The organism is Pseudomonas bijieensis (assembly GCF_013347965.1).
Taxonomy (GTDB): domain Bacteria; phylum Pseudomonadota; class Gammaproteobacteria; order Pseudomonadales; family Pseudomonadaceae; genus Aquipseudomonas; species Aquipseudomonas bijieensis.
The window spans coordinates 4,181,917-4,207,578 of record NZ_CP048810.1; the positions used below are offsets into that span (position 1 = coordinate 4,181,917).

Below are 25,662 nucleotides of genomic sequence, written 5' to 3' on the forward strand. Positions count from 1 at the left end.
TTTTTAAGACTGACCGTGGCGGGTTCTAGTTCGCTAGTGTAACGGCAGCGGCCACAAAAAAGGGCGGCCAAAGCCACCCTTTTGATGCTCGCATCGACAGATTAATCGAGCGTTAACGTTACAAGCGGTGTATCCCCTCGCAACGCTCGCCAATGGCCTTAGTGCAGGCCCTGGATGTAGCTCGACACAGCTGCGATATCTTCGTCGCTCAGCTTCTTGGCGATGCTCTGCATGGGCTTGGTGTCGCCATCGTTGGTCCGGCCGCCTTCTTCTTTGCGGAAATCGGTCAGTTGCTTGCCGACGTACTGGGCATGCTGGCCGCCCAGGTGAGGGAAACCGGCAGCGGCGTTGCCCTTGCCGTCAGGCGAGTGGCAACCGGTGCAGGCTGGAAGCCCTTTGTCCAGGTTACCGCCGCGGAACAGCGCTTCACCACGGGCCACGAGTTTCGGATCGGCAGCGCCGACGCTACCTTTCTGGCTGGCGAAATACGCCGCGATGTCCGCCAGGTCCTGATCGCTCAGGTTGTTCAGCAGGCCGGTCATCTCCAGCACCGTGCGCTTGCCGGACTTGATGTCGTGCAGTTGCTTGTTCAGGTAACGCTCGCCCTGGCCCGCCAGTTTCGGAAAGTTGGGCGCCATGCTATTGCCATCCGGGCCATGGCAGGCCCCGCATACGGCCGCTTTCGCCTGACCGGCAGCGGCATCGCCAGCGGCGTGGGCTACGCCGGATATCCCCAAGGTCAACAGCAGACTCACGATCAGTTTGTTCATCAGCTAATCCAACTACGGCTAAGGGTTAAAGAGTTATGGACCGGGTTCACTCGCTCATCCACTGGATGATGGCTCGGTAATCCTCGGCACTGCAGTCCATGCACAAACCACGCGGCGGCATCGCCTTGAAACCCTGGGTCACGTGTTGCACCAGCGTCTCCATACCTTTCGCCAACCTCGGCGTCCAAGCTTCCTGATCGCCCTTGCGGGGCGCCATGGGGAGTTGGCCGGAATGACAGGCACCACAAACACGGTTGTACACAGCTTCCGGATCCTGTGTAGCCTGAGCGCTGTAAAGCGGCATCAAGACACCGGCAGCTAGCAGCCATTTCGTCATAAAACGACCTTTTCAGGGTTGGGAACGAGCTGCGTTCTAATGCGCAATTTCGGTCGGTCGCTCCCGTGTGCTTCATCCTACGCTGGGACAAAGCGCACACAAAATCTGCGGCATTATATACTGGCGTCACTGAAACGGAAACGACACAGCTTGCCGCGTCCATTCCCGACGCCGCCCACATCGGAAATCCCATGCAACTGAAGAACCCCATCCTTGGCCTGTGCCAACAGTCCACCTTCATGCTCAGCGCCGCCAAAGTCGATCAATGCCCCGACGACGAAGGCTTTGAAGTGGCTTTTGCCGGGCGTTCCAATGCCGGCAAATCCAGCGCGCTGAACACCCTGACCCATGCCAGCCTGGCACGCACCTCGAAAACCCCGGGCCGCACGCAGCTCTTGAACTTCTTCAAGCTAGACGATGAACGCCGTTTGGTCGACCTGCCCGGCTACGGCTACGCGAAAGTGCCGATCCCGCTCAAGCAACACTGGCAGCGCCACCTGGAAGCCTACCTGGGCAGCCGCGAGAGCTTGAAAGGCCTGATCCTGATGATGGACATCCGCCATCCGATGACCGACTTCGACCTGCTGATGCTCGACTGGGCGGTCGCCAGTGGCATGCCGATGCACATCCTGCTGACCAAGGCCGACAAGCTCACCTACGGCGCGGCAAAAAATACGTTGCTCAAAGTGCAGTCGGAAATTCGCAAGGGCTGGGGCGATGCGGTCACCATCCAGCTGTTCTCGGCCCCCAAGCGCATGGGTCTGGAAGAGGCCTACACTGTATTGGCCGACTGGATGGAATTGGCGGACAAGGGCAGCGAAACGGCGGAATAAGCCAAATCGCAGGCAAAAAAAAAAACCCCGGACTTCTTATGGGGAGGGGGAAGTTCGGGGTCCAAGTTCCGGACCGCTAGGGCGGGGTCCAGATATCTGCCAACACTTAACACAACATAGGAGCATTGAAGGGCTTCACCAGCCATTCAAAATCTCTGAGTGGCAATTCACGGGTTTAGTTCAGATTATTTTTGGAAATAGCCCTAGGAATTTTCCGAACTAATGGCTCTGTCCCCGGATTTGCGGTGTTTCAATGTGGCGAGGGGATTTATCCCCGCTGGGCTGCGCAGCAGCCCCCAAAAAAGCCGAATGTAATCAGCTGACACACTGAGGTGAAAGGTCTTAGGGCTGCTTCGCAGCCCAGCGGGGATAAATCCCCCTCGCCACAGGGCTCACCCTATCCCCAGTTCGTTCAGTCCAGCCGTTACGACTCAGTGCGCCTCGTCCCAGTTATTGCCCACGCCCACCTCCACCAGCAGCGGCACGTCCAGGGTGGCGGCGGCGCTCATGTGCTGGCGGATTTCCTCGCGCACCTGGTCGACCAGGTCTTCCCTCACTTCCAGCACCAGTTCGTCGTGTACCTGCAGGATAACCTTGGCATCCAGCCCTGACGTGCTCAGCCAGCGATCCACCGCCACCATGGCTTTCTTGATGATGTCGGCCGCCGTGCCCTGCATCGGCGCGTTGATGGCGGTACGCTCGGCGCCTTTGCGCAGGGCCGGGTTTTTCGCGTTGATGTCCGGCAGGTACAACCGGCGGCCGAAAATGGTTTCGACAAAACCTTGCTCGGCCGCTTGGGCGCGGGTGCGCTCCATGTACGCCAGCACACCTGGGTAGCGGGCGAAGTAGCGGTCGATGTAGGCCTGGGACTGCTTGCGATCGACACCAATCTGCTTGGCCAGGCCGAACGCGCTCATGCCATAGATCAAACCGAAGTTGATTGCCTTGGCGCTGCGGCGCTGGTCATGGGTGACTGCCTCCAGATCGACACCAAAAACCTCGGCCGCCGTGGCCCGGTGCACATCCAGATCATTGCGGAAGGCATGGAGCAGGCCTTCATCCTTGGCCAGGTGCGCCATGATCCGCAATTCGATCTGCGAGTAGTCCGCCGCCAACAGCTTGTAGCCTTTCGGCGCAATGAAGGCCTGGCGGATGCGTCGACCTTCGGCGGTGCGAATCGGGATGTTCTGCAGGTTCGGGTCGATGGACGACAGACGCCCGGTAGCGGCCACGGCCTGTTGATAATTGGTATGAACGCGACCGGTGCGGCTGTTGATCTGTTCCGGCAGGCGATCGGTGTAGGTGCTCTTGAGCTTGCTCAGCGAGCGGTACTGCATCAGCACCTTGGGCAGCGGGTAATCCTGCTCCGCCAACTCGGCGAGCACCGCTTCGGCGGTGGACGCCTGGCCCTTGGCGGTTTTGCTGAGCACCGGCAAGCCGAGTTTTTCGTAGAGGATCACACCCAATTGCTTCGGCGAGCCCAGGTTGAATTCCTCGCCGGCGATGGCAAACGCCTCACGCTCCAGCGCCACCAGCTTCTCGCCCAACTCGACACTCTGCACGCCCAGCAGGTTGGCATCGACCAACGCACCCTGGCGCTCGATACGCGCCAGGACCGGCATCAACGGCATTTCGATTTCAGTGAGCACTTTACCCAGGCTCGGCGTGGCCGCCAGCTTCTCCTGCAAGGCCTGGTGCAGGCGCAAGGTCACGTCCGCATCCTCGGCGGCGTAAGGGCCGGCCAGTTCCAGGGAGATCTGGTCGAAGGTCAGCTGTTTGACGCCTTTGCCAGCGATATCCTGGAAATCGGTCTTGCTCTGGCCCAGGTACTTGAGCGCCAGGCTGTCCATGTCGTGGCGGGTCGCGGTGGAGTCCAGCACGTAGGATTCGAGCATGGTGTCGAAGGCGATGCCCTGGACCAGGATGCCATTGCCCTGGTCGCCACCGATGGCGCAGTTGGCCAGGATATTGGTTTCGAACTTGGCGTGCTGGCCGACCTTGAGCTTGTTCGGGTTTTCCAGCAGTGGCTTGAGGGCCTTGAGCACCGCATCGCGGTCCAGTTGCTCCGGCACGCCCATGTAGGAGTGGGTCAGCGGGATGTAGGCGGCCTCGAACGGCGCAACGGCGAACGACAATCCCACCAGTTGCGAATGCTGGGCGTCGCTACCGTTGGTTTCGGTGACGAACGCGAACAGCGGCGCTTTGTCGAGTTTGGCCAGCCAGGCATCGAAGCGCGCCTGATCGAGGATGACTTCGTACTTGGCCTCGGCGGCGCCGGGTTGTTCGTCGCTGACTTCAACGATCTCCTGGCCGGCACGCTTGGCGTCGCGCTGGTTTTCTTCGAACCAGCTCTTGAACTCCAGCAACGTGTACAGCTCGGCCAGTTTCTCGTGATCTGGCGTGCCCATTTGCAGGTCGTCGAGACCGACGTCCAACGGCACGTCGGTCTTGATGGTTGCCAGCTCATAGGAAAGGAACGCCATTTCCTTGTGCTCTTCAAGCTTGGCGGCCAGGGTCTTGGCACCACGGATCGGCAAAGTGGCGACGATGTCCAGTTGCGCATACAGCTCGGTCAGGCCGCCATTGACGCCCACCAGCAGGCCGGAAGCGGTCTTCGGTCCGATGCCCGGGACGCCCGGGATGTTGTCGGACGAATCGCCCATCAACGCCAGGTAATCGATGATCTGCTCGGGAGCGACGCCAAACTTCTCCTTCACGCCAGCCACGTCCAGGGCGCTACCAGTCATGGTATTGACCAAGGTAATGTGCCCATCGACCAACTGCGCCATGTCCTTGTCACCGGTGGAGATCACCACTGGGCGGTCGGCCGCGGCGCTGCTGCGGGCCAGGGTGCCGATTACGTCATCGGCCTCGACGTTGTCCACGCACAGCAGCGGGAAGCCCAGGGCCTTGACGCTGGCATGCAGCGGCTCGATCTGCACGCGCATGTCGTCGGGCATGCTCGGGCGGTTGGCCTTGTATTCGGCGTACAGCGCATCGCGAAATGTCCCACCCTTGGCGTCGAACACCACCGCGAACGGACTGTCCGGATACTGCTTGCGCAGGCTCTTGAGCATGTTCAGCACGCCCTTGACCGCACCGGTCGGCAGGCCTTTGGAGGTGGTCAGCGGTGGCAGCGCGTGAAAGGCGCGGTACAGATAAGAAGAACCGTCCACCAGGACGAGGGGGGCTTGGCTCATGAGCAGGATCAACCTTTTCGGCGGGTCCGGGGCTAGAATAGCGGGACCGTTGACGACAAAGGGACAAGGTTATCATGCGTACACTAAATCGCCTGTTACTGGCTGGCTTGTTTGCAATTACACCGTTGGCCGTCATGGCAGCGGATGACGCACCCTCCGCGGACCCGGACGTCACCATCCGCACCGAAGGTGATAGAACCATTCAGGAGTATCGGCAAAACGGATTTTTGTACGCGATCAAGGTCACGCCCAAGAACGGCAAGCCTTATTTCCTGGTACGCGCCGATGGCACTGATGCAAACTTCATCCGCTCGGACCAGCCGGATATGCTGATTCCGTCGTGGAAAATCTTTGAGTGGTAATACCGCTCGCGACTTCAACCGGCGCCCGCTGAAGGGCGCCCGTACTGGCAGTTTTAACCATGTCTGTGTTCACCCCCCTGGCTCGGCCCGAGCTGGAAACCTTTCTCGCCCCTTACGGGCTTGGCCGTCTGCTTGATTTCCAAGGGATCGCCGCTGGCAGCGAAAACACCAACTTCTTCATCAGCCTGGAGCAGGGCGAGTTCGTCCTGACCCTGGTCGAGCGCGGCCCGGTGCAGGAAATGCCGTTCTTCATCGAACTGCTGGACGTGCTGCATGACGCCGACCTGCCGGTGCCTTATGCCTTGCGCACCACCGACGGCGTGGCACTGCGGGAACTGGCGGGCAAACCGGCACTGTTGCAACCGCGCCTGGCAGGCAAGCACATCAAGCAGGCCAACGCGCAACATTGCGCCCAGGTCGGCGAGTTGCTGGCCCATCTGCACCTGGCGACCCGGGACAAGATGATCAAGCGCAAGACCGACCGCGGCCTGGACTGGATGCAGGAGGAGGGCGCCAAGCTGTTGTCGCACCTCGACGCTGAGCCGCGTCGGTTGCTGGAAGCGGCATTGGATGAAATCGTTTTGCAGAAGGTCGGCATCCTGGCGCTGCCGCGCGCCAACATCCATGCCGATCTGTTCCGCGACAATGCGATGTTCGAAGGCACGCACCTGACCGGGTTGATCGACTTCTACAACGCTTGCTCCGGGCCGATGCTGTATGACGTTGCCATCGCCTTGAACGACTGGTGCTCGAATGACGACGGTGCGCTCGATGGCCCTCGGGCGCGGGCGTTGCTGGGCGCCTATGCGGCGCTGCGGCCGTTTACGGCTGCCGAGGCCGAGCTATGGCCGACCATGCTGCGCGTGGCGTGCGTGCGGTTCTGGCTGTCGCGGTTGATCGCCGCCGAATCGTTTGCCGGGCAGGATGTGTTGATTCACGATCCGATGGAGTTCCAGCAGCGGCTGGCGCAGCGGCAGACGATTCACGCACAGTTGCCTTTCGCCTTGTAACAGCCAGTCAATGCGCGAATGCTTTTGTGGCGAGGGAGCTTGCTCCCGCTGGGTTGCGTAGCGACCGCAAGATGTTGGGGCCGCTTCGCAGCCCAGCGGGAGCAAGCTCCCTCACCACAACAGCGGAGGGGATTACAGCGACTCCAGGCACCCCGCCAAATCATTGCCCAACTTCTCCAACAACTGCTCATACCCCTGCGCCGTCGCCGGGGTATAGCCGCCCAGTGCATCCAGTTCCGCCAGCTTCACCGGCAACCCGGCCACCAGGGTTTCGGCCAGGCGCGGGCGCAGCGGTGGTTCGCTGAACACGCAGGTCTTGCCCACCGCCTGCAAGCGCGTGCGCATCGCCGCCACGTGCTGGGCACCGGGCTGGACTTCGGCAGCCACGGCGAACACCCCGGCGTGCTTGAGGCCGTAGTTGTCTTCGAAATAATCAAACGCTTCGTGGAACACGAAATACGGCTTGCCCGCGACCCCGGCCAGGTGCGCCTTCAAGCGTGTATCCAGGGCGTCGAGACGCTGGTTGAAACCCTTGAGGTTGCTTTGATAGCGGGCAGCGTTGGCCGGATCCGCCGCGCTCAGGTCAGCCGCCATTTTCGCCGCGATCACCCGCGCATTGAGCGGCGAGAGCCACAAGTGGGCATCCACGCTGCCGGGGCGATGGTCGTGATCGTGTTCATCGCCGTCATGATCATCGTCCTCGTGGGAGGCGCTGTCCTGGGCGAAGTGACGCAACTTGAGCCCCGGCAGATCCTGCACCGCGACGGAGGGCAGGGTACGACCGTTCAACACTCGCGGCAGGAAACCTTCCATGTCGGGCCCAATCCAGTACAGCAAGTCCACTGACTGCACCTTCCGTACGTCGGATGGCCGCAAGGCATAGTGATGCGGCGAAGCACCGGGAGGCAGCAACACTTCCGGAACCGCCACGCCGTCCTGCACCGCAGCGGCAATCAGCTGTAACGGCTTGATGCTGGTGAGCACCTTGACGTCGGCCTGGGCCGGGCCAATCAGTAGAAAACTTGCGACAAAAACGACAAAGAGCGAAAAAAATCGGGACACGATGACCACTCGTAGAGGCGAGAACGGGTAACATAATAACGTCTCTCACTAAACTCGTCGCTGCCCATGCCTATTACACCCCTTGCCAGTCGTCCCCACGATCACTCCCACTGTGTGCACAGCGCGCTGTCCGAGGCCGATGCCATCTGCGCGCGCCAGGGGTTGCGCCTGACCGCCTTGCGTCGGCGCGTGTTGGAATTGGTCTGGCAGAGCCACAAGCCGCTGGGCGCCTACGACATCCTCGCCGTGCTCAGCGAGCAGGACGGCCGCCGCGCCGCGCCGCCGACGGTCTATCGGGCACTGGATTTCCTCCTGGAAAACGGCCTGGTGCATCGCATTTCGTCGCTGAACGCCTTCGTCGGCTGCAACCATCCGGAGCACGCCCACCAAGGCCAGTTCCTTATCTGCCGCGAATGCCATGCGGCCATCGAGCTGGAGCAGAAGTCCATCAGCGATGCGATCATCGCCAGCGCCAAAGAAGTCGGCTTCGTGGTCGATACCCAGACCGTCGAAGTGGTCGGTCTGTGCTCCGGCTGCCAGGGGGCCTGATGAGCAATGCGTTGATCCGCCTTGAGCAGGTGGCCGTGACGTTCGCCGGGCAGAGCGTGCTGGACAACATCCAACTGAGCGTCGAGCCGGGGCAGATCGTGACCCTGATCGGCCCCAACGGCGCCGGCAAGACCACACTGGTGCGCGCCGTGCTCGGTTTGCTCAAGCCCGACAGCGGCAGTGTCTGGCGCAAGCCAAAGCTGCGGGTCGGCTACATGCCGCAAAAACTCCACGTAGACCCGACGCTACCGCTGTCGGTGTTGCGCTTCCTGCGCCTGGTGCCTGGCGTGGACCGCGCACGGGCCTTGGCGGCGCTCAACGAAGTCGGCGCCGAACAGGTAATCGACAGCCCGGTGCAAAGTGTTTCCGGTGGCGAAATGCAGCGCGTGCTGCTGGCCCGCGCTCTGCTGCGCGAGCCTGAACTGCTGGTGCTCGACGAACCGGTGCAAGGTGTCGATGTAGCGGGGCAGGCCGAGCTGTACAGCCTGATCACGCGCTTGCGCGACCGTCATGGTTGCGGCGTGCTGATGGTGTCCCACGATCTGCACCTGGTGATGAGCACCACCGACCAAGTGGTCTGCCTCAACCGCCACGTCTGCTGTTCCGGGCATCCCGAGCAGGTCAGCGGCGATCCGGCCTTCGTCGAGTTGTTCGGAAAGAACGCACAAAGCCTGGCGATTTATCACCACCACCACGATCACGCCCACGACCTGCATGGTTCAGTGGTCAGTGCCCCTTCTGCTTCCAATCATGTTCATGGAGATGGCTGCAAGCATGGCTGATTTTCTGTTGTACGCCCTGCTCGCAGGCCTGGCCCTGGCGCTGGTGGCCGGCCCCTTGGGCTCGTTCGTGGTCTGGCGGCGCATGGCTTATTTTGGCGACACCTTGTCCCACGCGGCGTTGCTCGGCGTGGCCCTGGGGTTTCTGCTGGATGTCAGCCCCGCGGTGGCGGTGACCGTTGGCTGCCTGTTGTTGGCGGTGTTGTTGGTGACGTTGCAACAGCGCCAGCCGCTGGCGTCCGACACACTGTTGGGCATTCTGGCGCCGAGCACCCTGTCCCTCGGGCTGGTGGTACTAAGCTTCATGCATGACGTGCGAATTGACCTGATGGCCTATCTGTTCGGCGATCTGTTGGCGATCAGTCCGACAGACCTGTCGTGGATCCTCGGCGGTAGCGCGGCGGTGCTGTTGTTGCTGGTGGCGCTCTGGCGGCCCTTGCTGGCCGTCACCGTGCACGAGGAACTGGCGCGCGTCGAAGGCTTGCCGGTGGTGGGTTTGCGTCTGGCACTGATGCTGCTGATTGCCGTAGTCATCGCGGTGGCGATGAAGATCGTCGGTGTCTTGCTGATCACTTCATTGCTGATCATCCCGGCGGCTGCGGCACAGCGTCACGCCCGCTCCCCGGAGCAAATGGCCCTGGGCGCGAGCCTGCTGGGCATGCTCGCGGTGTGCGGTGGATTGGCGTTGTCGTGGTTCAAGGACACCCCGGCCGGTCCGTCGATCGTGGTCAGCGCCGCTGCGTTGTTTCTGCTGAGTTTTGTCCTGCCTCGTAGAGGGGTGTAGACTTGCTCGCTTTTTGCGCAAATAGAGAGTCGCAGGAATGAAGCCGTTCGCCTCCCGTTATCTGCTCCTTGTCGCATTTTCCCTGCTGCTGGGCGCTTGCCAGAGTACACCGCCGGTCACCCAGGCCCCCGATACGCGGGGCCCGGCCATCGCGCAGCTCGAGCAAAGCCTGGCCAGCAATGAGCTGGCCACCGCTGAAGACCAGTTGGCCGCCTTGCAAGCCCAGTCGCCCGAAGACCCGTCGCTGGAACCCTACCAGCGGCTACTGGCCGAGGCGTACTTGCGTCGCAGCCAGATCGATCTGCAAAAAGGCGATGTCAACGCCGCCGCCACGGCCCTGAGCCGTGCCCGAGCCTTGATGCCCAAGGCCCCGGCGCTCACCGGCGAGGTCAACAGCGCCATTGCCGAAGCGCGCAAGGCCGAGCTGGATAAAGCCGAGGCAGCCCTCCAGGCCGCCGAAGCCAAACCGGTCGCCAAAGTGATCGATCCGAGCGCCGAAAGCACCACGGTGGCACTCAACATCGCCGATATCCAGCAACTGCGCCGTCAATTGGATGCCATCGCCGCTGATGTGGTGAATTTTCAATGTGACGTCAGCATCCAGGCGCCACGCACCGATGATTATCCGTGGTTGGCGACGTTGCTGACCAAGCGGGTCAAGAAACTTGATCCTGGGTTTGACCTGAAGTTGCAAAAGCAGATTTTGCGCAGCGTGCCGGCGCAGATGGTTCTAACTCCGCGTAAGCCTTAAAAAGCATCGCGAGCAGGCTCGCTCCCACAGTGATTTTGTGTCGATCACAAAACCCCATGTGGGAGCGAGCCTGCTCGCGATAGCGTCCTACCAGCAAACAATCTCTTTCAGACAACCCTCAAGCCGGAACCGCCTTGGCCTTAGGCTCCCGCGCCCAAACCCGATGCTGAGCAATCGCCGCAAAAAACCGCGAAAAACCGCTCGCCTCCGCGTCTTCGATCAACCCCGCATCCACTTCCAGCTTCAACTCCACCAGCAACTGCCGGGCCTCACCATGAAGCCCAATGGCTTTCAGATGCTTGTAGGCCTCCAGCACGTAATGCAACGCCACGCCGTCGCGACTCAAGGCCTTGATCGACTCCGCGCCACCCGGTACGAACACCGCGTCAAAGGCAATCGACGGCAAGCCTTCCATGGACGCATCCACCGCTAGCTTTTTCCCATCGGCCGTAGTCACTGGCGCCGAAGTCGGCCCAAGTACTTTGGCATGGGCGCCCTCAGCCTTCAGGGCTTGCTTGAGCGCATCGATGATCGCGCCATCGACACCGTCGGCCACCAGCACCGCCACCTTGCGGGTCTTGATGTCCCCGGACAGCAGGTTCGCCTGGCTCAAGGCCGGGGACTGCTCCAGCGAAGGCTTCGGTACATCGACGGTGCCGGCGGTGGGTGCCGGCAAGCCGAGGTTCTTCGCGACCCGTCCGGCCAGTTCCAGATCGATGTTGGCGAGGATTTCGTTGACCTGCCGCGCCCGGATGAACTCCCGCTCCACCTTGCCCAGTTCGAAGCTGTAGGCGGCGATGATGTGCTCCTGCTCATGAGGGCTCATGCTCTTGTAGAACAACCGCGCTTGGGAAAAATGGTCGGCGAACGAATCGCTGCGTTGGCGAATCTTGTAGGCGTCGATGCGTTCTGGATAGCTTTCGAAGCCACCGTCCTCAGGTCCGGGCGGGGTTTCTTTCGGCCAACCGCCATCGATGGAGTTCGGCTCGTAGGAAGCGCGCCCCTTGTCGATGGTGCTGCGGTGCATGCCGTCACGCTGGCCGTTGTGCACCGGGGTAATCGCCCGGTTGATCGGCAGCTCATGAAAATTCGGCCCACCGAGTCGGCTGATTTGCGTATCGGTGTAGGAAAACAGCCGGCCCTGCAGCAACGGGTCGTTGGAAAAGTCGATGCCCGGCACGATATGCCCGGGGCAGAAGGCAACTTGCTCGACTTCGGCGAAGAAGTTGTCCGGGTTGCGGTTCAGCACCATCTTGCCCAGGGGCGTGATGGGGACCAGTTCTTCAGGGATGATCTTGGTCGGGTCGAGCAGGTCGAAGTCGAACTTATGCTCGTCTTCCTCGGCGACGATCTGTACGCCAAATTCCCATTCCGGGTAGTCGCCCATCTCGATCGATTCCCAGAGATCGCGACGGTGGTAGTCGGTATCTTTACCCGCCAGTTTCTGGGCTTCGTCCCACACCAATGAACAGGTGCCGACCGTAGGGCGCCAGTGGAATTTGACGAAGCTGCTTTTGCCTTCGGCGTTGATCATGCGGAAGGTGTGCACGCCAAAGCCCTGCATGCTGCGCAGGCTTTTCGGAATGGCCCGGTCGGACATCGCCCAGATCACCATATGCGCCGACTCCGGCACCAGCGAGACGAAATCCCAGAAGGTGTCGTGGGCCGAACCGCCGGTAGGTATTTCATTGTGCGGTTCGGGTTTCACCGCGTGGACGAAGTCTGGAAACTTCACCGCATCCTGGATGAAAAACACCGGCATGTTGTTGCCCACCAGGTCGAAGTTGCCTTCGTCGGTAAAGAACTTCACCGCAAAGCCACGCACGTCCCGCACGGTATCGCCGGAACCCCGCGGCCCTTGCACGGTGGAAAAACGCACGAACACCGGGGTTTTCTTACTCGGATCTTGTAGGAAACCGGCTTTGGTCAAGGCCGAGTGCGCATCATAGCTCTGAAAATAACCATGGGCGCCGGTACCACGAGCGTGGACGATGCGCTCCGGGATTCGCTCATGGTCAAAGTGCGTGATTTTTTCACGCATGATGAAGTCTTCCAGCAGCGAAGGCCCGCGAGCGCCGACGCGAAGGGTGTTCTGGTTATCGGCGATCTTCACGCCCTGATTGGTGCGCAATGCTTGTTCGGTGGCGTCGGAGCGAAACCGTTCCAGGCTCTCGAGCTTGGCGTTGGTGTTGCCGCGATCCAGCGTGTCGGTCCCGGCCAGTTGGCTCTTGTTGACCGTGGGCTTTTCGGTACTCATCAGGCATGACTCCTCTTTGCGATCCCCGCCGTGGCCAGGACTCTTGAGTTCGATGCCGCAGGTCGGTACCTGGGCATTTTCGAGTTGCTTAATGAGTGACCGATGCCGTTTGGCTGTGTTCCTTTTTTATGGCCTTTGATCGCGTTATTGCCAAATGACAGGTCCGATCGCAAATAAATGCTAAGAACCTCTATACGGACAGGCTAAAATGCGCGCCCGGCTAACCGCTGACCCTTTTCCAACGCGCCCCACAAGGTTCGCTACGTGATCGAGTTTCAAAACGTCCATAAAACCTACCGGGTCGCCGGTAGGGATATCCCCGCCCTGCATCCGACCAGTCTGACGATTGAGAACGGTCAGGTCTTCGGCTTGATCGGCCATTCCGGTGCGGGAAAAAGTACCCTGCTGCGTCTGATCAATCGCCTGGAAGATTCCACAGGCGGCAAGATCATCGTCGACGGCGAAGAAGTCACCGCCCTGGACGCCAGCGGCCTGCGGCGTTTCCGGCAGCAGGTCGGGATGATTTTCCAGCACTTCAACCTGCTGGCGTCCAAGACCGTGGCCGACAACGTCGCGCTGCCACTGACGCTCGCGGGCGAACTGTCCCGCAGCGACATTGACCGCCGAGTGGCCGAGTTGCTGGCGCGGGTCGGGCTGTCCGACCACGCCCGCAAGTACCCGGCGCAATTGTCCGGCGGCCAGAAGCAGCGCGTCGGCATCGCCCGCGCCCTGGCGACCAAGCCGAAGATCTTGCTGTGCGACGAGGCCACCAGTGCCCTCGACCCGCAGACCACCGCCTCGGTGCTGCAACTGCTGGCGGAAATCAACCGTGAGCTGAAGCTGACCATCGTGCTGATCACCCATGAAATGGACGTGATCCGCCGCGTCTGCGATCAAGTAGCGGTGATGGACGCTGGCGTGATCGTCGAGCAAGGCCCGGTGGCCGAGGTGTTCCTGCACCCCAAGCACCCGACCACCAAGCGTTTCGTCCAGGAAGACGAGCAAATCGACGAAAGCGAACAGCGCGACGATTTCGCCCACGTGCCCGGGCGCATCGTGCGTCTGACCTTCCAGGGCGACGCGACCTACGCGCCATTGCTCGGCACCATCGCCCGGGAAACCGGCGTGGACTACAGCATCCTGGCCGGCCGCATCGACCGCATCAAAGACACCCCCTACGGGCAACTGACCCTCGCCATCACCGGCGGTGACATGGAGGCGGCGTTCGCCCGCTTCACCGCGGCCGATGTCCACATGGAGGTGCTGCGCTAATGGAACTGTTGAGTTCGTTCTTCTCCAACATCGACTGGCTGGAAATCTGGCTGGCGACGGGCGACACCTTCCTGATGCTGTTCGGTTCGCTGTTGTTTACCGTGCTGCTCGGCCTGCCGCTGGGCGTGTTGCTGTTCCTGTGCAGCCCGCGCCAGTTGCTCGAAGCCCGCGGCGTTTATGCGCTGCTGTCGCTCATCGTCAACATCCTGCGTTCGCTGCCGTTCATCATCCTGTTGATCGTGATGATCCCGTTCACGGTATTGATCACCGGCACCTCCCTGGGCGTGGCCGGCGCGATCCCGCCGCTGGTGGTCGGCGCGACACCGTTCTTTGCGCGGTTGGTGGAAACCGCCTTGCGCGAAGTCGATCGCGGCATCATCGAAGCGACCCAGGCCATGGGCGCGACCACCCGGCAGATCATCGTCAACGCCTTGCTGCCGGAAGCCCGTCCAGGCATTTTTGCAGCGATTACGGTGACAGCGATTACGCTGGTGTCTTACACGGCGATGGCCGGTGTGGTCGGCGCCGGTGGTTTGGGCGACCTGGCGATCCGTTTTGGTTACCAGCGTTTCCAGACCGATGTGATGGTGGTCACGGTGGTGTTGCTGCTGGTGCTGGTTCAGGTCCTGCAAACCGTGGGCGACAAACTGGTTGTGCATTTTTCTAGAAAATAAGGCCTCGCGGCCAATAAACCATGAGCCGGCCATTCGCTGGCAGGCGCCGAGAGCAGGCGCTTCAAAAGGAGTTAGCTGAATGAAGAAACTACTGGTTGCCTTCGCTGCCGCCGCAGCGTTTTCCGCCCACGCCGCCGACACCCTGACCGTCGCCGCCACCCCGGTGCCGCACGCGGAAATCCTCGAATTCGTCAAACCGGCCCTGGCCAAAGAAGGCGTGGACCTCAAGGTCAAAGTCTTCACCGACTACATCCAGCCGAACGTACAAGTCGCGGAAAAACGCCTGGACGCCAACTTCTTCCAGCACCAGCCGTACCTGGATGAGTTCAACAAGGCCAAGGGCACGCACCTGGTAAGCGTGGCCGGTGTGCACCTGGAACCCCTGGGCGCGTACTCCAGCAAGTACAAGGCCCTTACCGAACTGCCGGGCGGCGCCAACGTGGTCATCCCGAACGACGCCACCAACGGCGGCCGTGCGCTGTTGCTGCTGGCGAAGGCTGGGGTGATCAAGTTGAAGGATTCGAACAACATCCTGTCCACCACCAAGGACATCACCGAGAACCCGAAGGATCTGAAATTCCGTGAGCTGGAAGCAGCGACCATTCCGCGGGTGCTGACTCAGGTGGATCTGGCGTTGATCAACACCAACTATGCGTTGGAAGCCAAGCTTGATCCTTCCAAGGATGCGCTGGTGATTGAAGGTAACGACTCGCCTTATGTGAATATCCTGGTGGCTCGTGAGGATGACAAGGACAGTGAGGCGATGAAGAAGCTGGTGGCGGCGCTGCATACGCCGGAAGTGAAGGCTTTTATTCTGGAGAAATACAAAGGGGCGGTTTTGCCGGCGTTTTGAGCTGATCAGATGGTGAAAAAACGGGGCTGCGTGGGAATGCAGGCCCGTTTTTTTTGCTCGGAAATATGCGCGTCCCGCAAAGATCTGCAAGCTCACGGACATTCATCAAATTTAATTGACCTAGTGATTGTCCCGCCGCAATACCTATCCCAACGCATGAGGGTTGACTCTCGTGCCTACCTCCGAGGCCTGCTTGAGAGAAATCTCTGCGGACTTGCGTGTTTCTAAAGCATTAATAAAGCAAACCCAACACTAGATGTCGGGTTGCTTTTGGGAAGGATGTTTATCTGCTATCGCGGATCAACGTTATCCAACACCCGATTCGCCAACAATGAACTCAGTTCAATCAGTTGCTGGACACCAAGGGCGATGTGACGACGGGGACCTTCCAGGTCGAAGGCCAGGTTGCTGACCATCGCGTCGGCTGCCGCCAGGGTTTCGCTGAGGTTGGCGAGGAGGGATTCGTTATCGGCGTTTTTTGCGACGGTGAAGAGCTGGCCCGGTTGGGACGCATCTTCGGACTTTTCCGATTTTGGTAGGAGGTAGTAATCCAAGACGCGATTGGTGGCTTCGTCGTGTTTCTTGGCTTTGGATTTGGTTCGCAGGGAAGCTTGGTCCGCCTCTGGCGGATTCGGCGTAGGTTTGATCATGTGCTAAGTCCTGTAGGTGAAGCCGCAACCCTCCAGCTACTAAACAAGGGGTGGCAGCTGTACGCAGGTTAGTAGACCGGGGACTCAGCAAAGCCGGCGCGCCCGAGGGCGCCCTGCGCACAGCCGCCATCAAATACAGGCATGGAAATACCTGACTGATAGAGCTTTGCACCTTACTAAATACCTCGGGCTACTAAACCCGACCACTGATGGGCAGTGGCAGGAAAACGATAGAACCCGGGGGCAAGGCGCACAAGCGGGCGGATTCTGGCGTAGTTGTAGGCAATGGCGCAAGGTTAGGTAGCCTGGTGGACGGGGAGTGGTGAGGAGGATAAACAGGGCTTGGTTTTGGCCCGTAAACTGGGGCGAGACGGGTTTACGGTTGAGGTTTGAAGTGGGTGGGGCTGCTTTGCAGCCAGCGGGAGCAAGCTCCCTCGCCACGAATGTTTGACCGGCTTGGGGATGTTTGGGGATGCTGCAAAACCTTTTTATCCGAATGCACTCATGAATTCATTACGCGAAAACAATCGAAAGCGCTTGATACGACTCATCGACCAGATCCCTGTCGATGAGAATCCCGAGGGCTGGAGTCATATTGCCTCGATAGCCGTCGGCGGGCTGCTATCGGTAGGGTTTTCGCAAAAAGGCCCCTATTTGCTGGTCGTCTCAAGCTCGGGTCGAAGTGTTGTGCACTGCGACACAGGCGAAAAAATTGAGCGCGACTATGAAGAATATGCGGGCTTGAGCGAACTTGGGTTGCATTGCCAGGGCATTGGCGTGATCGCCGATGAAGTCATATCGCTGTGTGGCATAAACGGCGGTGGCTTGCCAACCGGCAACATCGCCGGGGAAGGGCTGGAGCTGGTTTCCCCGGATTGGCCCGAGAACAGCCTTATTCTGAGCAAACCCTTCAAAAATGCGCTGATTGAGGGTCATCAAGCGGATTGCACGGTGATCTACAGGGACCATGTGAGGGCGTTCGGATTTTCTTGGTGTGGGAACTACATCGTTGCGGCGTGCGGCAGCGACCTCGATCTTTGGTCGAGAAAGTCAAAGTTGTAGCGCAAGGCAGTCGCGGCCGATCATGGGCCATGGAAAACATGAAGGCGGTAGGATCCGCTTCATTGTTCGACAACCCTCATGATAAATTCCCCGCCGCGACCTCTAATCAATAGAGGGCATTCAGGGAGAGAAGTAAGTGATCAAGTCTTTGTTGGTTGGGGCATTGCTGGCAATGGCATCAGCATCGGCATCTGCGATGAGTTGCGATAACCCTAGAAATGCCTATGACAGAACCTATTGCGCGTCGCTGAAAATGGTTCAGTCGGATCAGGAAATCAACGAGCAATACAAGAAGACGATGGGTGCTCTGAACCCGGAGCAAAAGAAAAAAGTAAAAGCCGCTCAAATCCAGTGGATCAAAAATCGTGACAGCGCCTGTTCCAACGATGGCCTGCTCTACCTGGACTGTGCCAATGAGAAGACCGAGGCGCGTATCGTCATACTCAAGGCTGTCGAGCGCGAGTGCCGTGCTGCCGGTTGCGATGACGCCAAGCTGTCGCAAGTCGAGTAACCCGTAAACAATGAGCACGTCGGGCTTGCTCTCGCTCATTCAACATAGCGCTCCATCCCTTTTGCACCCGTGACTCACTTGCGGGTCGCAATACCCAGGAAAAACCCGACGTAACGCGTCGGGTTTTTCTTTGTCGGGTTTACCCGCTATCGCGGCTCAACGCCACGCTCGACCATGGCACGCCATGCCTGGACGCTGGGGCGCTCCTGTATCCTGGCGTGCCAGGCTCGAAGCGCCACGCACTCTTCAGGCACGGGGAGCTGCACCAGCGAGGCGAAGATCATGCCGCCCAGCACCGCAATGTCGGCCATCGAGAACTTGTCACCCGCGACAAAGGGCTGGTCTTTGAGCAGGTTATCGAAATAGCCCATGCCCCTGATCGCCTTGTCGCCCATCCGGCGACCCCATTCCGCATTCTGATACAGCTCGACCTTGGGCCCGAGGCCCGGTGTAGCATGGTGGAAATACACGCTGACCGCATCGAGAAACTCGTTCTCGGCACGCTTGGTCATCATATGGATGAGGCCCTTTTCCAGAGGCGTTTCGCCCGTCAGCGTCGGTTCGCCGACCAGGCTATCCAGGTACTGGGTAATCGCCGTGCATTCCGCAATTCGCGTCCCATCGTTCAGCTCCAGCACGGGCAAAGTCCCGGAGTAATTGATGGCCAGGAACTCGGGTTGCTTGTGTTCACCGGCCCAGAGATTCACCGACACGAATTCGATTTTCGGTAGCAAACCCTTTTCCGCCAGCGCAATGCGCACTCGGGCGGGGTAAGGGCCGTTGAACCAATCGTAGATTTTCATCGAAGGAACAGTGGAAACGTCAATGTGCTGCTGCGAAGAGGTCATGATCCGATCACCTGCCTGTCAATTGGTAGGTAAAGACTGGGCCGATGTTTTTGCGCTGTCAACCCCCTACCTGTCAATTGGCAGGTAAACGGAACTGTGAGTAGAATCCGCGCGTATGAATAAATCGAAGACTCGAAGCGAGGGGGCAACGTGAACGAAAATGCTCGGGAAGCCATATTGGCGGCGGCAAAATCCGCCGCCCAATTGCACGGTTACAGCGGGATCAACTTCCGTAGCATTGCCGAAGAAGTGGGCATCAAGAATGCGAGTATTTACTACCACTTCCCGAGCAAGGCAGGCCTGGGTGCCGCAGTCGCCGAACGCTACTGGCAGGACGCGCTGCGGGTGTTGGAAGGGATACGCTCCGCCAATACCGATCCGAAGCGGTGCCTGCAAGCGTACCCGTCGATTTTTCGAAAGTCGCTCGAGGACGGCAACAGGCTGTGTCTGTCCAGCTTCATGGCCGCCGAATACGAAGACCTTCCCGAAGAGGTGTCGCGAGAGATCAGGGCGTTTGCAGACGTTAACGTGACGTGGCTCGCCCAGGTGTTGGCAGATGCCGGAGCGGCTAGCCCAGAACAATCCGAACGCCGAGCCCGCGCCATTTACACCGCTGTCGCGGGTGCTCAGTTGATCGCGCGAACACGGGCGGATATCCGTCTGTTCGATGATCTGATTTTGAGCTATCAGGAGACGGGATTGATTCCAGTCTGATTGCTTGTTCCTTGTAACACAGAAGATGCGCAATGCCCCGAGAGCAAGCTCCCTCGCCATGAGGTTCAATTTCAGCGGGGATATTGGAATCTGGTTGAGGCCAAGAGCGTAATTCAGTTGTTTGCGCTAATGGCAGGGTGCCACAATCGTTTTTTTGTTGCGTCATAACCAGGTGGTTCAAATGGATGGCCCAAGATTGCGCAATGGCCAGGATTTTGTAATAGCCGAGCAAGTGCGAACTGACCGCTTGCAGCAACTGTTTCGCCAATCCGTTTCTGCGGTTTTCGGTAGCTACCTCGCAGCCATCATGCTGAGCTGGCTGTGCTGGGATCGGTTTGAGCACAGCGTCATTCTTTGGTGGCTGGCCATCCTGACCGCTTCGACGCTGTTGCGTATCGCGCTATTTGTGGCCTATTTCCGCAGCGACGAAAGTCAGCGCACGCCTCAACGTTGGGAGCGCAAGTACTGGATCACGCTGGTGTCGTCCGCCAGCATCTGGGGCGGAGGCGCATTGGCTGTCATGCCGGCAGACGATCTTTTGACGCAGGCACTGGTCATGCTCTTTGCTGTCGGGATGTCTGTCAGCGCGGTGTCGTGCTACTCGGCCTACCGTGATATGACACTGGTCTCCATCGGCCTGGTGCTGTTGCCATGCACCGCCTGGCTGCTGTTTCAACCATCCCCGATCCAAGTCGGCATGGCCCTCTCGATCCTGGTGTTCGCGGCATTCGCTGCCCGCGCCACGCACAAAATGTCCCAGGCACTGGAAACCGCCTTCCGACTCACCCGTGAAATGGAACAGGCGAACAGCATTTCAACCCGCGCCGCTCAAACCGATGAGCTGACTGGCTTGAAGAGTCGGCGAGCATTTTTCGAGCATGCCCAGCGACTTTACAACGAATGTAAGGCCAAGCGGCAAGGGTTGTGCGCGGTCATGTTGGATATGGATCACTTCAAGCACATCAACGACACCTACGGCCATCAGGTCGGGGATCAGGTTTTGCGCCAAATGGGGGAGGTCATCAGCTCGTCGTTTCGCACAACGGACATCCATGGCCGGCTAGGTGGGGAAGAATTCGCCATTCTGCTGCCCAACACCTCCATCGAAGTCGCCACCCAGATTGCAGAGCGGCTTATCGATACGCTCGCAGCCTTGGTGATCGAGCCTGTGCACTGCATATCAGCCAGCCTCGGCGTTGCATCGACGGAGGCCTGTAATAAGGATCTCCACAGCTTGATGAACGATGCGGATAAAGCGCTGTATCGAGCGAAGGCGTTGGGGCGCAATCGAGTGGCTGTGGCTTAGTCAGGTTGGCTTTGCATCGTTAGTCGGGAGTTGATCGTCCCCACGCTCCGCGTCATGTTCCAGAAGCGGAACGCGGAGCGTCCCCGGCGGCATTCCCACGCAGGAGCGCGGGAACGATTGAAAATCCCATGATTCTGCTTGTGGATTCCCCTCTCTTCGAAGGCCAGCTATTGCGCGGGCCCTGTTGATCCCCCAAACACCTCCTTCGTCCTGGCTCACTTGCGACCCAAACAGGTTGGCGGTACTGCGACGAGAAAATTAATTTCCTTTCAGATCAATTGGTTAATTAAAAGTCGGAAAATTTTCAAAAATTTATCTTGCGCGCAAACTATTTGTTCGTTAATTTTATCGCAACTGGTTAGCGCACAAACATTTAGCGCAAGCCAAACCCGACACTCGATCAAACCAATCAGCAAGAGAGGAAACACCATGAACGTTCTCTATACCGCAGTCGCAACCTCCACCGGTGGCCGTGATGGCCGTGCTGTTTCCAGCGACAAGATTCTCGACGTGAAACTGGCCACTCCCAAAGCCTTGGGCGGCGCTGGTGGTGAAGCCACCAACCCTGAGCAGTTGTTTGCCGCCGGCTACTCGGCTTGCTTCATCGGCGCATTGAAGTTTGTCGCCAGCCAGAGCAAACGCAGCATCCCCGCTGACGCCTCGATCACGGCACACGTTGGCATCGGCCAGATCCCTGGTGGTTTCGGTCTGGACATCGACCTGCACATCAACCTGCCGGGTCTGGATCAAGCCGATGCTCAAGCGCTGGTCGACGCGGCTCACCAGGTTTGCCCTTACTCCAACGCGACCCGCGGCAACGTCGACGTCCGTTTGCACGTCACCGTCTAACTCACTCCATCTACGAATAAAAAGGATCAGGACATGAACACTTTCAGCAAAACTCTCGTTGGCTCGCTTCTGGCACTGTCCCTCGGCAATGCGTTCGCGACTTCTTCTGTTCAACCTACGTTCGCTGAGGGTGGTTCGGATCGCCTGATCGAAAAACGTGTGGCTGAAGGCGGCTCCGATCGACTGATCGAAAAACGCGTAGCCGAAGGCGGCTCGGATCGACTCATCGAAAACCGTGTAGCCGAAGGCGGCTCGGATCGACTCATCGAAAACCGTGTAGCTGAAGGTGGCTCGGATCGACTCATCGAAAACCGTGTAGCTGAAGGTGGCTCGGATCGACTCATCGAAAACCGTGTAGCTGAAGGTGGCTCGGATCGACTGATCGAGAACCGCGTGGCCGAAGGCGGCTCGGATCGACTGATCGAGAACCGCGTGGCCGAAGGTGGCTCGGATCGACTCATCGAAAACAGGGTGGGCTGAACTGTCCCTTCACCGCTCCGAAAATCGGTTGAATCAACCCATGTTGCTTCCAAAAGAAAAAACGCCGCTTATCTCTCATGAGAAAGCGGCGTTTTCTTGCGACCTGTCATAGGACCCTAAACGATGCTGTCCACCACACCACCATCCACACGCAACGCCGCACCGGTGGTGGCCGAGGCCTGTTCCGAGCTGGCATAGATGATCATGTTGGCGACTTCCTCGACGCGTGCCGCACGCTGGATGATCGAGGTGCTGCGGTGCTGATTGACGAAATCCGCCGCGACTTTTTCCAGGCTTTCCCCGCTGCGCTCGACATCTGCCTGCAGCATCTGGGCAACACCTTCGGAAAGCGTCGGCCCAGGCAACACCGAGTTCACCGTCACGCCCGTGCCGGCGAGGCGCTTGGCCAGGCCGCGAGCGATTGAAAGTTGCGCGGTTTTGGTGAAGCCGTAGTGGATCATGTCAGCGGGAATGTTTACGCCCGATTCCGACGAGACAAACACAATCCGCCCCCAACCGCGCTCGACCATGCCTTGGGCGTAAGCCCTGGAAACCCGCACGCCGGACATCACGTTGGTTTCGAAGAAGCGCTGCCATTCGCTGTCCGGCGTTTCGAAAAAGTCTTCCAGTTTGAAAATGCCCAGGTTGTTGATGACGATATCGAAACTCGGGTGCTTGGCGATCAGTGCCTGGCAGCCAGGCGCGTTGCTCAGGTCGCCCACAAAACCGGTGGCATTTGAAGCAAGGGCGCCCAAGCGCTGCAACGCGTCCTCCACGCTGCTCTCGCTGCGACCGTTGATGACCACGTGGGCGCCGGATTCGAGGAAGCCTTTGGCTGTGGCAAAACCGATACCGCTGGTGGAGCCAGTGACCAGGACGTGACGTCCGGTGAAGTCGATTTTCATGAGGGGACTCCTTGATTAATGAACCAGAGGAAGTGCGATATGGCTGGCTGGACAGTCATCCGACGGGTTAAGAGATGACTTTGTCATGCCAACGTCGCCGATCGCAGGCCCTTAATCATGGACACGATTGAGGTTTTGCGCCTCTTTGTGATCAATCGACCATCAGGAAGCCGACCACACGGCCAGTTCATAGCCATCCGGATCGACAAGCTCCAACCGGCATTCATGCGAATGTGCCGACTTCTTCGCGAGCAGGCTCGCTCCTACAGGTTTTCAGGCCTGCGCGCTGAATCGCTGGGCTGCACGCCGTTCAAACATCGCCGCTTCCGTCTCTCGCGTCGCGAGTTCGCCTTTGTATGCCAGCTGGTTGAAGAACAACCCGTCCGAAAACTCCTGGGGCGGTACCGAGCCGGGGCGCTTGAGCATCGGCGCCAGGTCGATGGTGTTAGCGAAGTTTTCCTTGGTCAGGTTGTAGCGGCCCAGGTAGCTGCCGGACCAGGGCGAGTCGGCGTCCACCATGTCGATAGAAGCATCGCGGAACGCCACGGCGGCGGCTTTCAGATCAGTGGATTCATTGAGCAGATCGGTCAACCGCTGGGTGTCCGAGCTGCTGAGCTGGCCGGCGGTGTTGAGCACCTTGAGCTTGCCATCGGCCTCGACGGTGAAGCCGTATTTCTTGCCGGCCAAATCCGGATGGGTGGCCGATAGCGTTGTCTGGAACGTCTCGAAAGAGCTTTTCAGGCTGTTTTTCGCGCTCTCGGTGATCGCGGCAAATCGAGGGAAATCTGGCGATTGGGAGCGACCGATCCAGGTTTCGATGACCACTGGCGACTCCACCATGATCTGGGCTTCTTCACTGGGGTGGTAGATAGCCGCTGGGCCGGCCTCTGCCAGCTGCTTTACCGCGTCCGCTGGAGGATTGCTCACCAACTTCTGGTCGGAGCGGGTGAGGTTGGTGTTGGCGGGCGGGATATTGGCAGCGTTCAGGGAGAGTTCCATTTCATCGGTCCATGATTGGCGGATACATTGGGTTATCGACAGCGGGGGACCAAGCTTTAGGAAGGGGCTGTTCTGCGCAGCCCAGCGGGAGCAAGCTCCCTCGCCGCAGAAGTTGGATCAGGTAATTATTGTGGCGAGGGGATTTATCCCCGTTCGAGTGCGAAGCGCTCGCCTGTGGATTGTGGCGCTGCGAGGAATAGGGGGGTTGCTGCGCAACCCAACGGGGATAAATCCCCTCGCCACAATTAGGAGCCCTTGCAGAATTGATTCCCGGCGTTCAGTACCACCGTGCCTCACCCGGCGGGCGTTTCTTGAAGCGTTTCATGCTCCACATGTACTGGCTCGGGTAGGCCCGCACGTAGCGTTCCACCACTTGGCTCATGGCGGCGCAGGCGGTTTCGGTGTCGGTGCTGTACATCGCGTCCGGGGCGGCTTCGAGGATGACTTTGTAGCCGGAGCCGTCCGGCAGGCGCAGGGCGTGAAGGAAGACGCCGACCGCCTTGCCGCCGGCGAGCATGTTCGGTACGAACTTGCTGGTCAGGGCCTGGGTGGCGAAAAAGGGCACGAAGATGCCGGCGGATTCGGCCGGTTCCGGGTCGGCGGGGATGCCCACCTGGCCGCCTTTGCGCACTTCCTTGATGACGCTGAGGATGCCTTCCTTGGTCGATGCGGCGACTTTGTTGCCCAGTTGCACGCGTTGCTTTTGCAGCAATTCATCCACCGCCTTGAGCTTGGGCGGGCGGTAGAAAATGATCGGTTTGCACTGGCTGCAATAGAAGTGGTTGAGCACTTCCCAGTTGCCGAGGTGGCTGGTGATGCCCACCACGCCTTTGCCGGAGGCCAGCGCTTCTTTCAATACTTCCAGGCCTTCGACTTCACGCACCAGTTCGATGGAGCGCTGGGCCGGCCAGATCCAGGCACAGGCGCTTTCGGTCAGGGATTTGCCGATGTCCTTGAGGCTTTGGCCCACCAGGCGTTCGCGCTCGGCCGGGTCCATCTCGGGAAAACATTTGGCGAGGTTGATCCGCACCACATCGCGGGAGCGGTTGGGCAGCTTCCACATGAGCCAGCCAATGGCCGAACCCACCGCTTGCACCGCGCGCCAAGGCAGCAGCGCAAACAACCGCAGAGCGCCGACCAGCAAGGCGCCTTTCAACTTATCCACAGGTCACTCCTGAATATATGGGCCGTGTTGCGAGCCGGCTATTCTAACCACCGTTTGCCAGCTCGGCGTAGCGGTCGCAGTCCTGGGTGTGGTCCATGACCATCCCCGAGGCCTGCATCAAGGCGTAGCAAATGGTCGGGCCGACGAAGGTGAAGCCGGCTTTTTTCAGGCCTTTGCTCATCGCCAGCGCCTCGGGCGTGATGGCCGGCACTTCGGTACGGTCCTTGAAATGGTTGATGATGGGTTTGTCACCGACGAACGACCAGAGGAACGCCACCGGGTCTTCCAGGGCCAGCCAGGCCTGGGCATTGCGCCGGGCGGCCTTGAGCTTGAGGCGGTTGCGGATGATGCCGGGGTCGAGCATCAGGTCGTCGATTTCCGCATCGCTCATCTGCGCCACCCGCTGCACATCGAAGCCGTACAGCACTTCCCGGTAGCGCTCGCGTTTGCGCAAAACGGTGATCCAGGACAGCCCGGCCTGGAACCCTTCGAGCAAAAGCAACTCGAACAAACCCTGCGCATCGCGCAGCGGCGTGCCCCACTCCTGGTCGTGATAAGCCATGTACAACGGATCTTCGGAACACCAAAAGCAGCGTGGCATAAGGCTCCAGGGGGCGTGCGCACGAACGAATCGGGTATACTCCCGCTCTTTAAATCGCAGCCCAAGAAACAGGTGAATT

27 protein-coding genes are annotated in these 25,662 nt (G+C 59.6%); 16 read left to right on the forward strand and 11 right to left on the reverse strand.

Features of this window, described 5'->3' with window-relative positions; translation table 11 throughout:
* Window positions 1-158: 158 nt before the first annotated feature.
* Both GN234_RS18220 and GN234_RS18225 read right to left on the reverse strand, forming a co-directional pair.
* Complete coding sequence (locus GN234_RS18220; protein WP_109752861.1) at window positions 159-770, reverse strand: c-type cytochrome; 612 nt, start codon at window positions 768-770, stop codon at window positions 159-161.
* A gap of 46 nt (window positions 771-816) precedes the next feature.
* The gene (locus tag GN234_RS18225; RefSeq protein WP_003196231.1) at window positions 817-1,107 is read right to left on the reverse strand and encodes a c-type cytochrome; all 291 of its coding nucleotides are present in this window, start codon (window positions 1,105-1,107) and stop codon (window positions 817-819) included.
* 191 nt (window positions 1,108-1,298) lie between these two features.
* On the opposite strand from GN234_RS18225, the gene yihA reads away from it, so the two are divergent.
* On the forward strand, window positions 1,299-1,940 hold the full coding sequence (gene yihA / locus GN234_RS18230; protein ID WP_109752860.1) for a ribosome biogenesis GTP-binding protein YihA/YsxC: 642 nt from the start codon (window positions 1,299-1,301) through the stop codon (window positions 1,938-1,940).
* Between the two features lie 431 nt (window positions 1,941-2,371).
* Here yihA and polA read toward each other — a convergent pair whose 3' ends face one another.
* Window positions 2,372-5,140, reverse strand: a complete 2,769-nt coding sequence (polA, locus tag GN234_RS18235) for a DNA polymerase I (protein ID WP_176688871.1) — start codon at window positions 5,138-5,140, stop codon at window positions 2,372-2,374.
* Between the two features lie 74 nt (window positions 5,141-5,214).
* Here polA and GN234_RS18240 point away from each other — a divergent pair, with 74 nt between their 5' ends.
* Together GN234_RS18240 and GN234_RS18245 are read left to right on the forward strand one after the other, a co-directional pair.
* Complete coding sequence (locus tag GN234_RS18240; RefSeq protein ID WP_014335817.1) at window positions 5,215-5,502, forward strand: DUF2782 domain-containing protein; 288 nt, start codon at window positions 5,215-5,217, stop codon at window positions 5,500-5,502.
* Between the two features lie 59 nt (window positions 5,503-5,561).
* Window positions 5,562-6,512: a homoserine kinase gene (locus tag GN234_RS18245; protein ID WP_163855998.1), complete on the forward strand. Its 951-nt coding sequence runs from the start codon at window positions 5,562-5,564 to the stop codon at window positions 6,510-6,512.
* Window positions 6,513-6,644: 132 nt separating this feature from the next.
* On the opposite strand, the gene znuA is transcribed toward GN234_RS18245, so the two are convergent.
* On the reverse strand, window positions 6,645-7,574 hold the full coding sequence (gene znuA, locus GN234_RS18250; RefSeq protein WP_176688872.1) for a zinc ABC transporter substrate-binding protein ZnuA: 930 nt from the start codon (window positions 7,572-7,574) through the stop codon (window positions 6,645-6,647).
* A gap of 66 nt (window positions 7,575-7,640) precedes the next feature.
* On the opposite strand from znuA, the gene zur reads away from it, so the two are divergent.
* Genes zur through GN234_RS18270 form a run of 4 tightly spaced genes read left to right on the forward strand, consistent with a single transcriptional unit; the run spans window position 7,641 to window position 10,437 of the window.
* Window positions 7,641-8,123, forward strand: coding sequence for a zinc uptake transcriptional repressor Zur (gene zur / locus GN234_RS18255; RefSeq protein WP_109752856.1), 483 nt, complete (start codon window positions 7,641-7,643; stop codon window positions 8,121-8,123).
* Complete coding sequence (gene znuC / locus GN234_RS18260) at window positions 8,123-8,905, forward strand: zinc ABC transporter ATP-binding protein ZnuC (RefSeq protein ID WP_109752855.1); 783 nt, start codon at window positions 8,123-8,125, stop codon at window positions 8,903-8,905. The genes zur and znuC overlap by 1 nt, the downstream gene beginning before the upstream one ends.
* Window positions 8,898-9,686, forward strand: coding sequence for a zinc ABC transporter permease subunit ZnuB (znuB, locus tag GN234_RS18265; protein WP_109752854.1), 789 nt, complete (start codon window positions 8,898-8,900; stop codon window positions 9,684-9,686). Before znuC ends, znuB begins: the two co-directional genes overlap by 8 nt.
* 37 nt (window positions 9,687-9,723) lie before the next feature.
* Complete coding sequence (locus tag GN234_RS18270; protein ID WP_176688873.1) at window positions 9,724-10,437, forward strand: PA5502 family lipoprotein; 714 nt, start codon at window positions 9,724-9,726, stop codon at window positions 10,435-10,437.
* Window positions 10,438-10,555: 118 nt separating this feature from the next.
* Here the strand turns inward: GN234_RS18270 and katE are convergent, their stop codons facing one another.
* On the reverse strand, window positions 10,556-12,748 hold the full coding sequence (gene katE / locus GN234_RS18275) for a catalase HPII (RefSeq protein ID WP_233459555.1): 2,193 nt from the start codon (window positions 12,746-12,748) through the stop codon (window positions 10,556-10,558).
* 210 nt (window positions 12,749-12,958) lie between these two features.
* Between katE and GN234_RS18280 the strand changes: the two genes are divergently transcribed.
* The 3 genes from GN234_RS18280 to GN234_RS18290 all read left to right on the forward strand — a co-directional run bounded on the left by GN234_RS18280 (window position 12,959) and on the right by GN234_RS18290 (window position 15,493).
* Window positions 12,959-13,966, forward strand: a complete 1,008-nt coding sequence (locus GN234_RS18280) for a methionine ABC transporter ATP-binding protein (RefSeq protein ID WP_176688874.1) — start codon at window positions 12,959-12,961, stop codon at window positions 13,964-13,966.
* Complete coding sequence (locus GN234_RS18285) at window positions 13,966-14,640, forward strand: methionine ABC transporter permease (RefSeq protein ID WP_003196204.1); 675 nt, start codon at window positions 13,966-13,968, stop codon at window positions 14,638-14,640. The genes GN234_RS18280 and GN234_RS18285 overlap by 1 nt, the downstream gene beginning before the upstream one ends.
* Before the next feature lie 79 nt (window positions 14,641-14,719).
* Complete coding sequence (locus GN234_RS18290) at window positions 14,720-15,493, forward strand: MetQ/NlpA family ABC transporter substrate-binding protein (RefSeq protein ID WP_072407698.1); 774 nt, start codon at window positions 14,720-14,722, stop codon at window positions 15,491-15,493.
* 290 nt (window positions 15,494-15,783) lie between these two features.
* On the opposite strand, the gene GN234_RS18295 is transcribed toward GN234_RS18290, so the two are convergent.
* Window positions 15,784-16,143 (reverse strand): DUF6124 family protein, encoded by a 360-nt coding sequence (locus GN234_RS18295; RefSeq protein ID WP_163856007.1) that lies wholly within the window; start codon window positions 16,141-16,143, stop codon window positions 15,784-15,786.
* A gap of 504 nt (window positions 16,144-16,647) precedes the next feature.
* On the opposite strand from GN234_RS18295, the gene GN234_RS18300 reads away from it, so the two are divergent.
* Together GN234_RS18300 and GN234_RS18305 are read left to right on the forward strand one after the other, a co-directional pair.
* Window positions 16,648-17,205, forward strand: coding sequence for a hypothetical protein (locus GN234_RS18300; protein WP_176688875.1), 558 nt, complete (start codon window positions 16,648-16,650; stop codon window positions 17,203-17,205).
* A gap of 136 nt (window positions 17,206-17,341) precedes the next feature.
* Complete coding sequence (locus GN234_RS18305; protein WP_109752845.1) at window positions 17,342-17,716, forward strand: lysozyme inhibitor LprI family protein; 375 nt, start codon at window positions 17,342-17,344, stop codon at window positions 17,714-17,716.
* A gap of 146 nt (window positions 17,717-17,862) precedes the next feature.
* On the opposite strand, the gene GN234_RS18310 is transcribed toward GN234_RS18305, so the two are convergent.
* Window positions 17,863-18,564 (reverse strand): glutathione S-transferase, encoded by a 702-nt coding sequence (locus tag GN234_RS18310; RefSeq protein ID WP_176688876.1) that lies wholly within the window; start codon window positions 18,562-18,564, stop codon window positions 17,863-17,865.
* A 150-nt stretch (window positions 18,565-18,714) separates the two neighbouring features.
* Between GN234_RS18310 and GN234_RS18315 the strand changes: the two genes are divergently transcribed.
* The 4 genes from GN234_RS18315 (at window position 18,715) to GN234_RS18330 (ending at window position 21,913) form a co-directional block, all read left to right on the forward strand.
* Window positions 18,715-19,278 carry a TetR/AcrR family transcriptional regulator gene (locus GN234_RS18315; RefSeq protein ID WP_163856013.1) on the forward strand — a complete coding sequence of 188 codons (564 nt, stop codon included), beginning with the start codon at window positions 18,715-18,717 and terminating at the stop codon, window positions 19,276-19,278.
* A 181-nt stretch (window positions 19,279-19,459) separates the two neighbouring features.
* Window positions 19,460-20,584 (forward strand): GGDEF domain-containing protein, encoded by a 1,125-nt coding sequence (locus GN234_RS18320; RefSeq protein WP_109752844.1) that lies wholly within the window; start codon window positions 19,460-19,462, stop codon window positions 20,582-20,584.
* Window positions 20,585-21,013: 429 nt separating this feature from the next.
* The gene (locus GN234_RS18325) at window positions 21,014-21,433 is read left to right on the forward strand and encodes an organic hydroperoxide resistance protein (RefSeq protein WP_003196182.1); all 420 of its coding nucleotides are present in this window, start codon (window positions 21,014-21,016) and stop codon (window positions 21,431-21,433) included.
* 33 nt (window positions 21,434-21,466) lie between these two features.
* Entirely contained in the window at window positions 21,467-21,913 is a 447-nt protein-coding gene (locus GN234_RS18330) for a phage infection protein (protein WP_176688877.1), read from the forward strand.
* Between the two features lie 116 nt (window positions 21,914-22,029).
* Here GN234_RS18330 and GN234_RS18335 read toward each other — a convergent pair whose 3' ends face one another.
* The 4 genes from GN234_RS18335 to GN234_RS18350 all read right to left on the reverse strand — a co-directional run bounded on the left by GN234_RS18335 (window position 22,030) and on the right by GN234_RS18350 (window position 25,583).
* Window positions 22,030-22,818, reverse strand: coding sequence for an SDR family NAD(P)-dependent oxidoreductase (locus GN234_RS18335; protein ID WP_109752842.1), 789 nt, complete (start codon window positions 22,816-22,818; stop codon window positions 22,030-22,032).
* A gap of 273 nt (window positions 22,819-23,091) precedes the next feature.
* On the reverse strand, window positions 23,092-23,817 hold the full coding sequence (locus GN234_RS18340) for a hypothetical protein (protein ID WP_116833811.1): 726 nt from the start codon (window positions 23,815-23,817) through the stop codon (window positions 23,092-23,094).
* Window positions 23,818-24,094: 277 nt separating this feature from the next.
* Complete coding sequence (locus tag GN234_RS18345) at window positions 24,095-24,982, reverse strand: lysophospholipid acyltransferase (protein ID WP_109752840.1); 888 nt, start codon at window positions 24,980-24,982, stop codon at window positions 24,095-24,097.
* A 43-nt stretch (window positions 24,983-25,025) separates the two neighbouring features.
* Window positions 25,026-25,583, reverse strand: coding sequence for a DNA-3-methyladenine glycosylase I (locus GN234_RS18350; RefSeq protein WP_109752839.1), 558 nt, complete (start codon window positions 25,581-25,583; stop codon window positions 25,026-25,028).
* Between the last annotated feature and the right edge of the window lie 79 nt (window positions 25,584-25,662).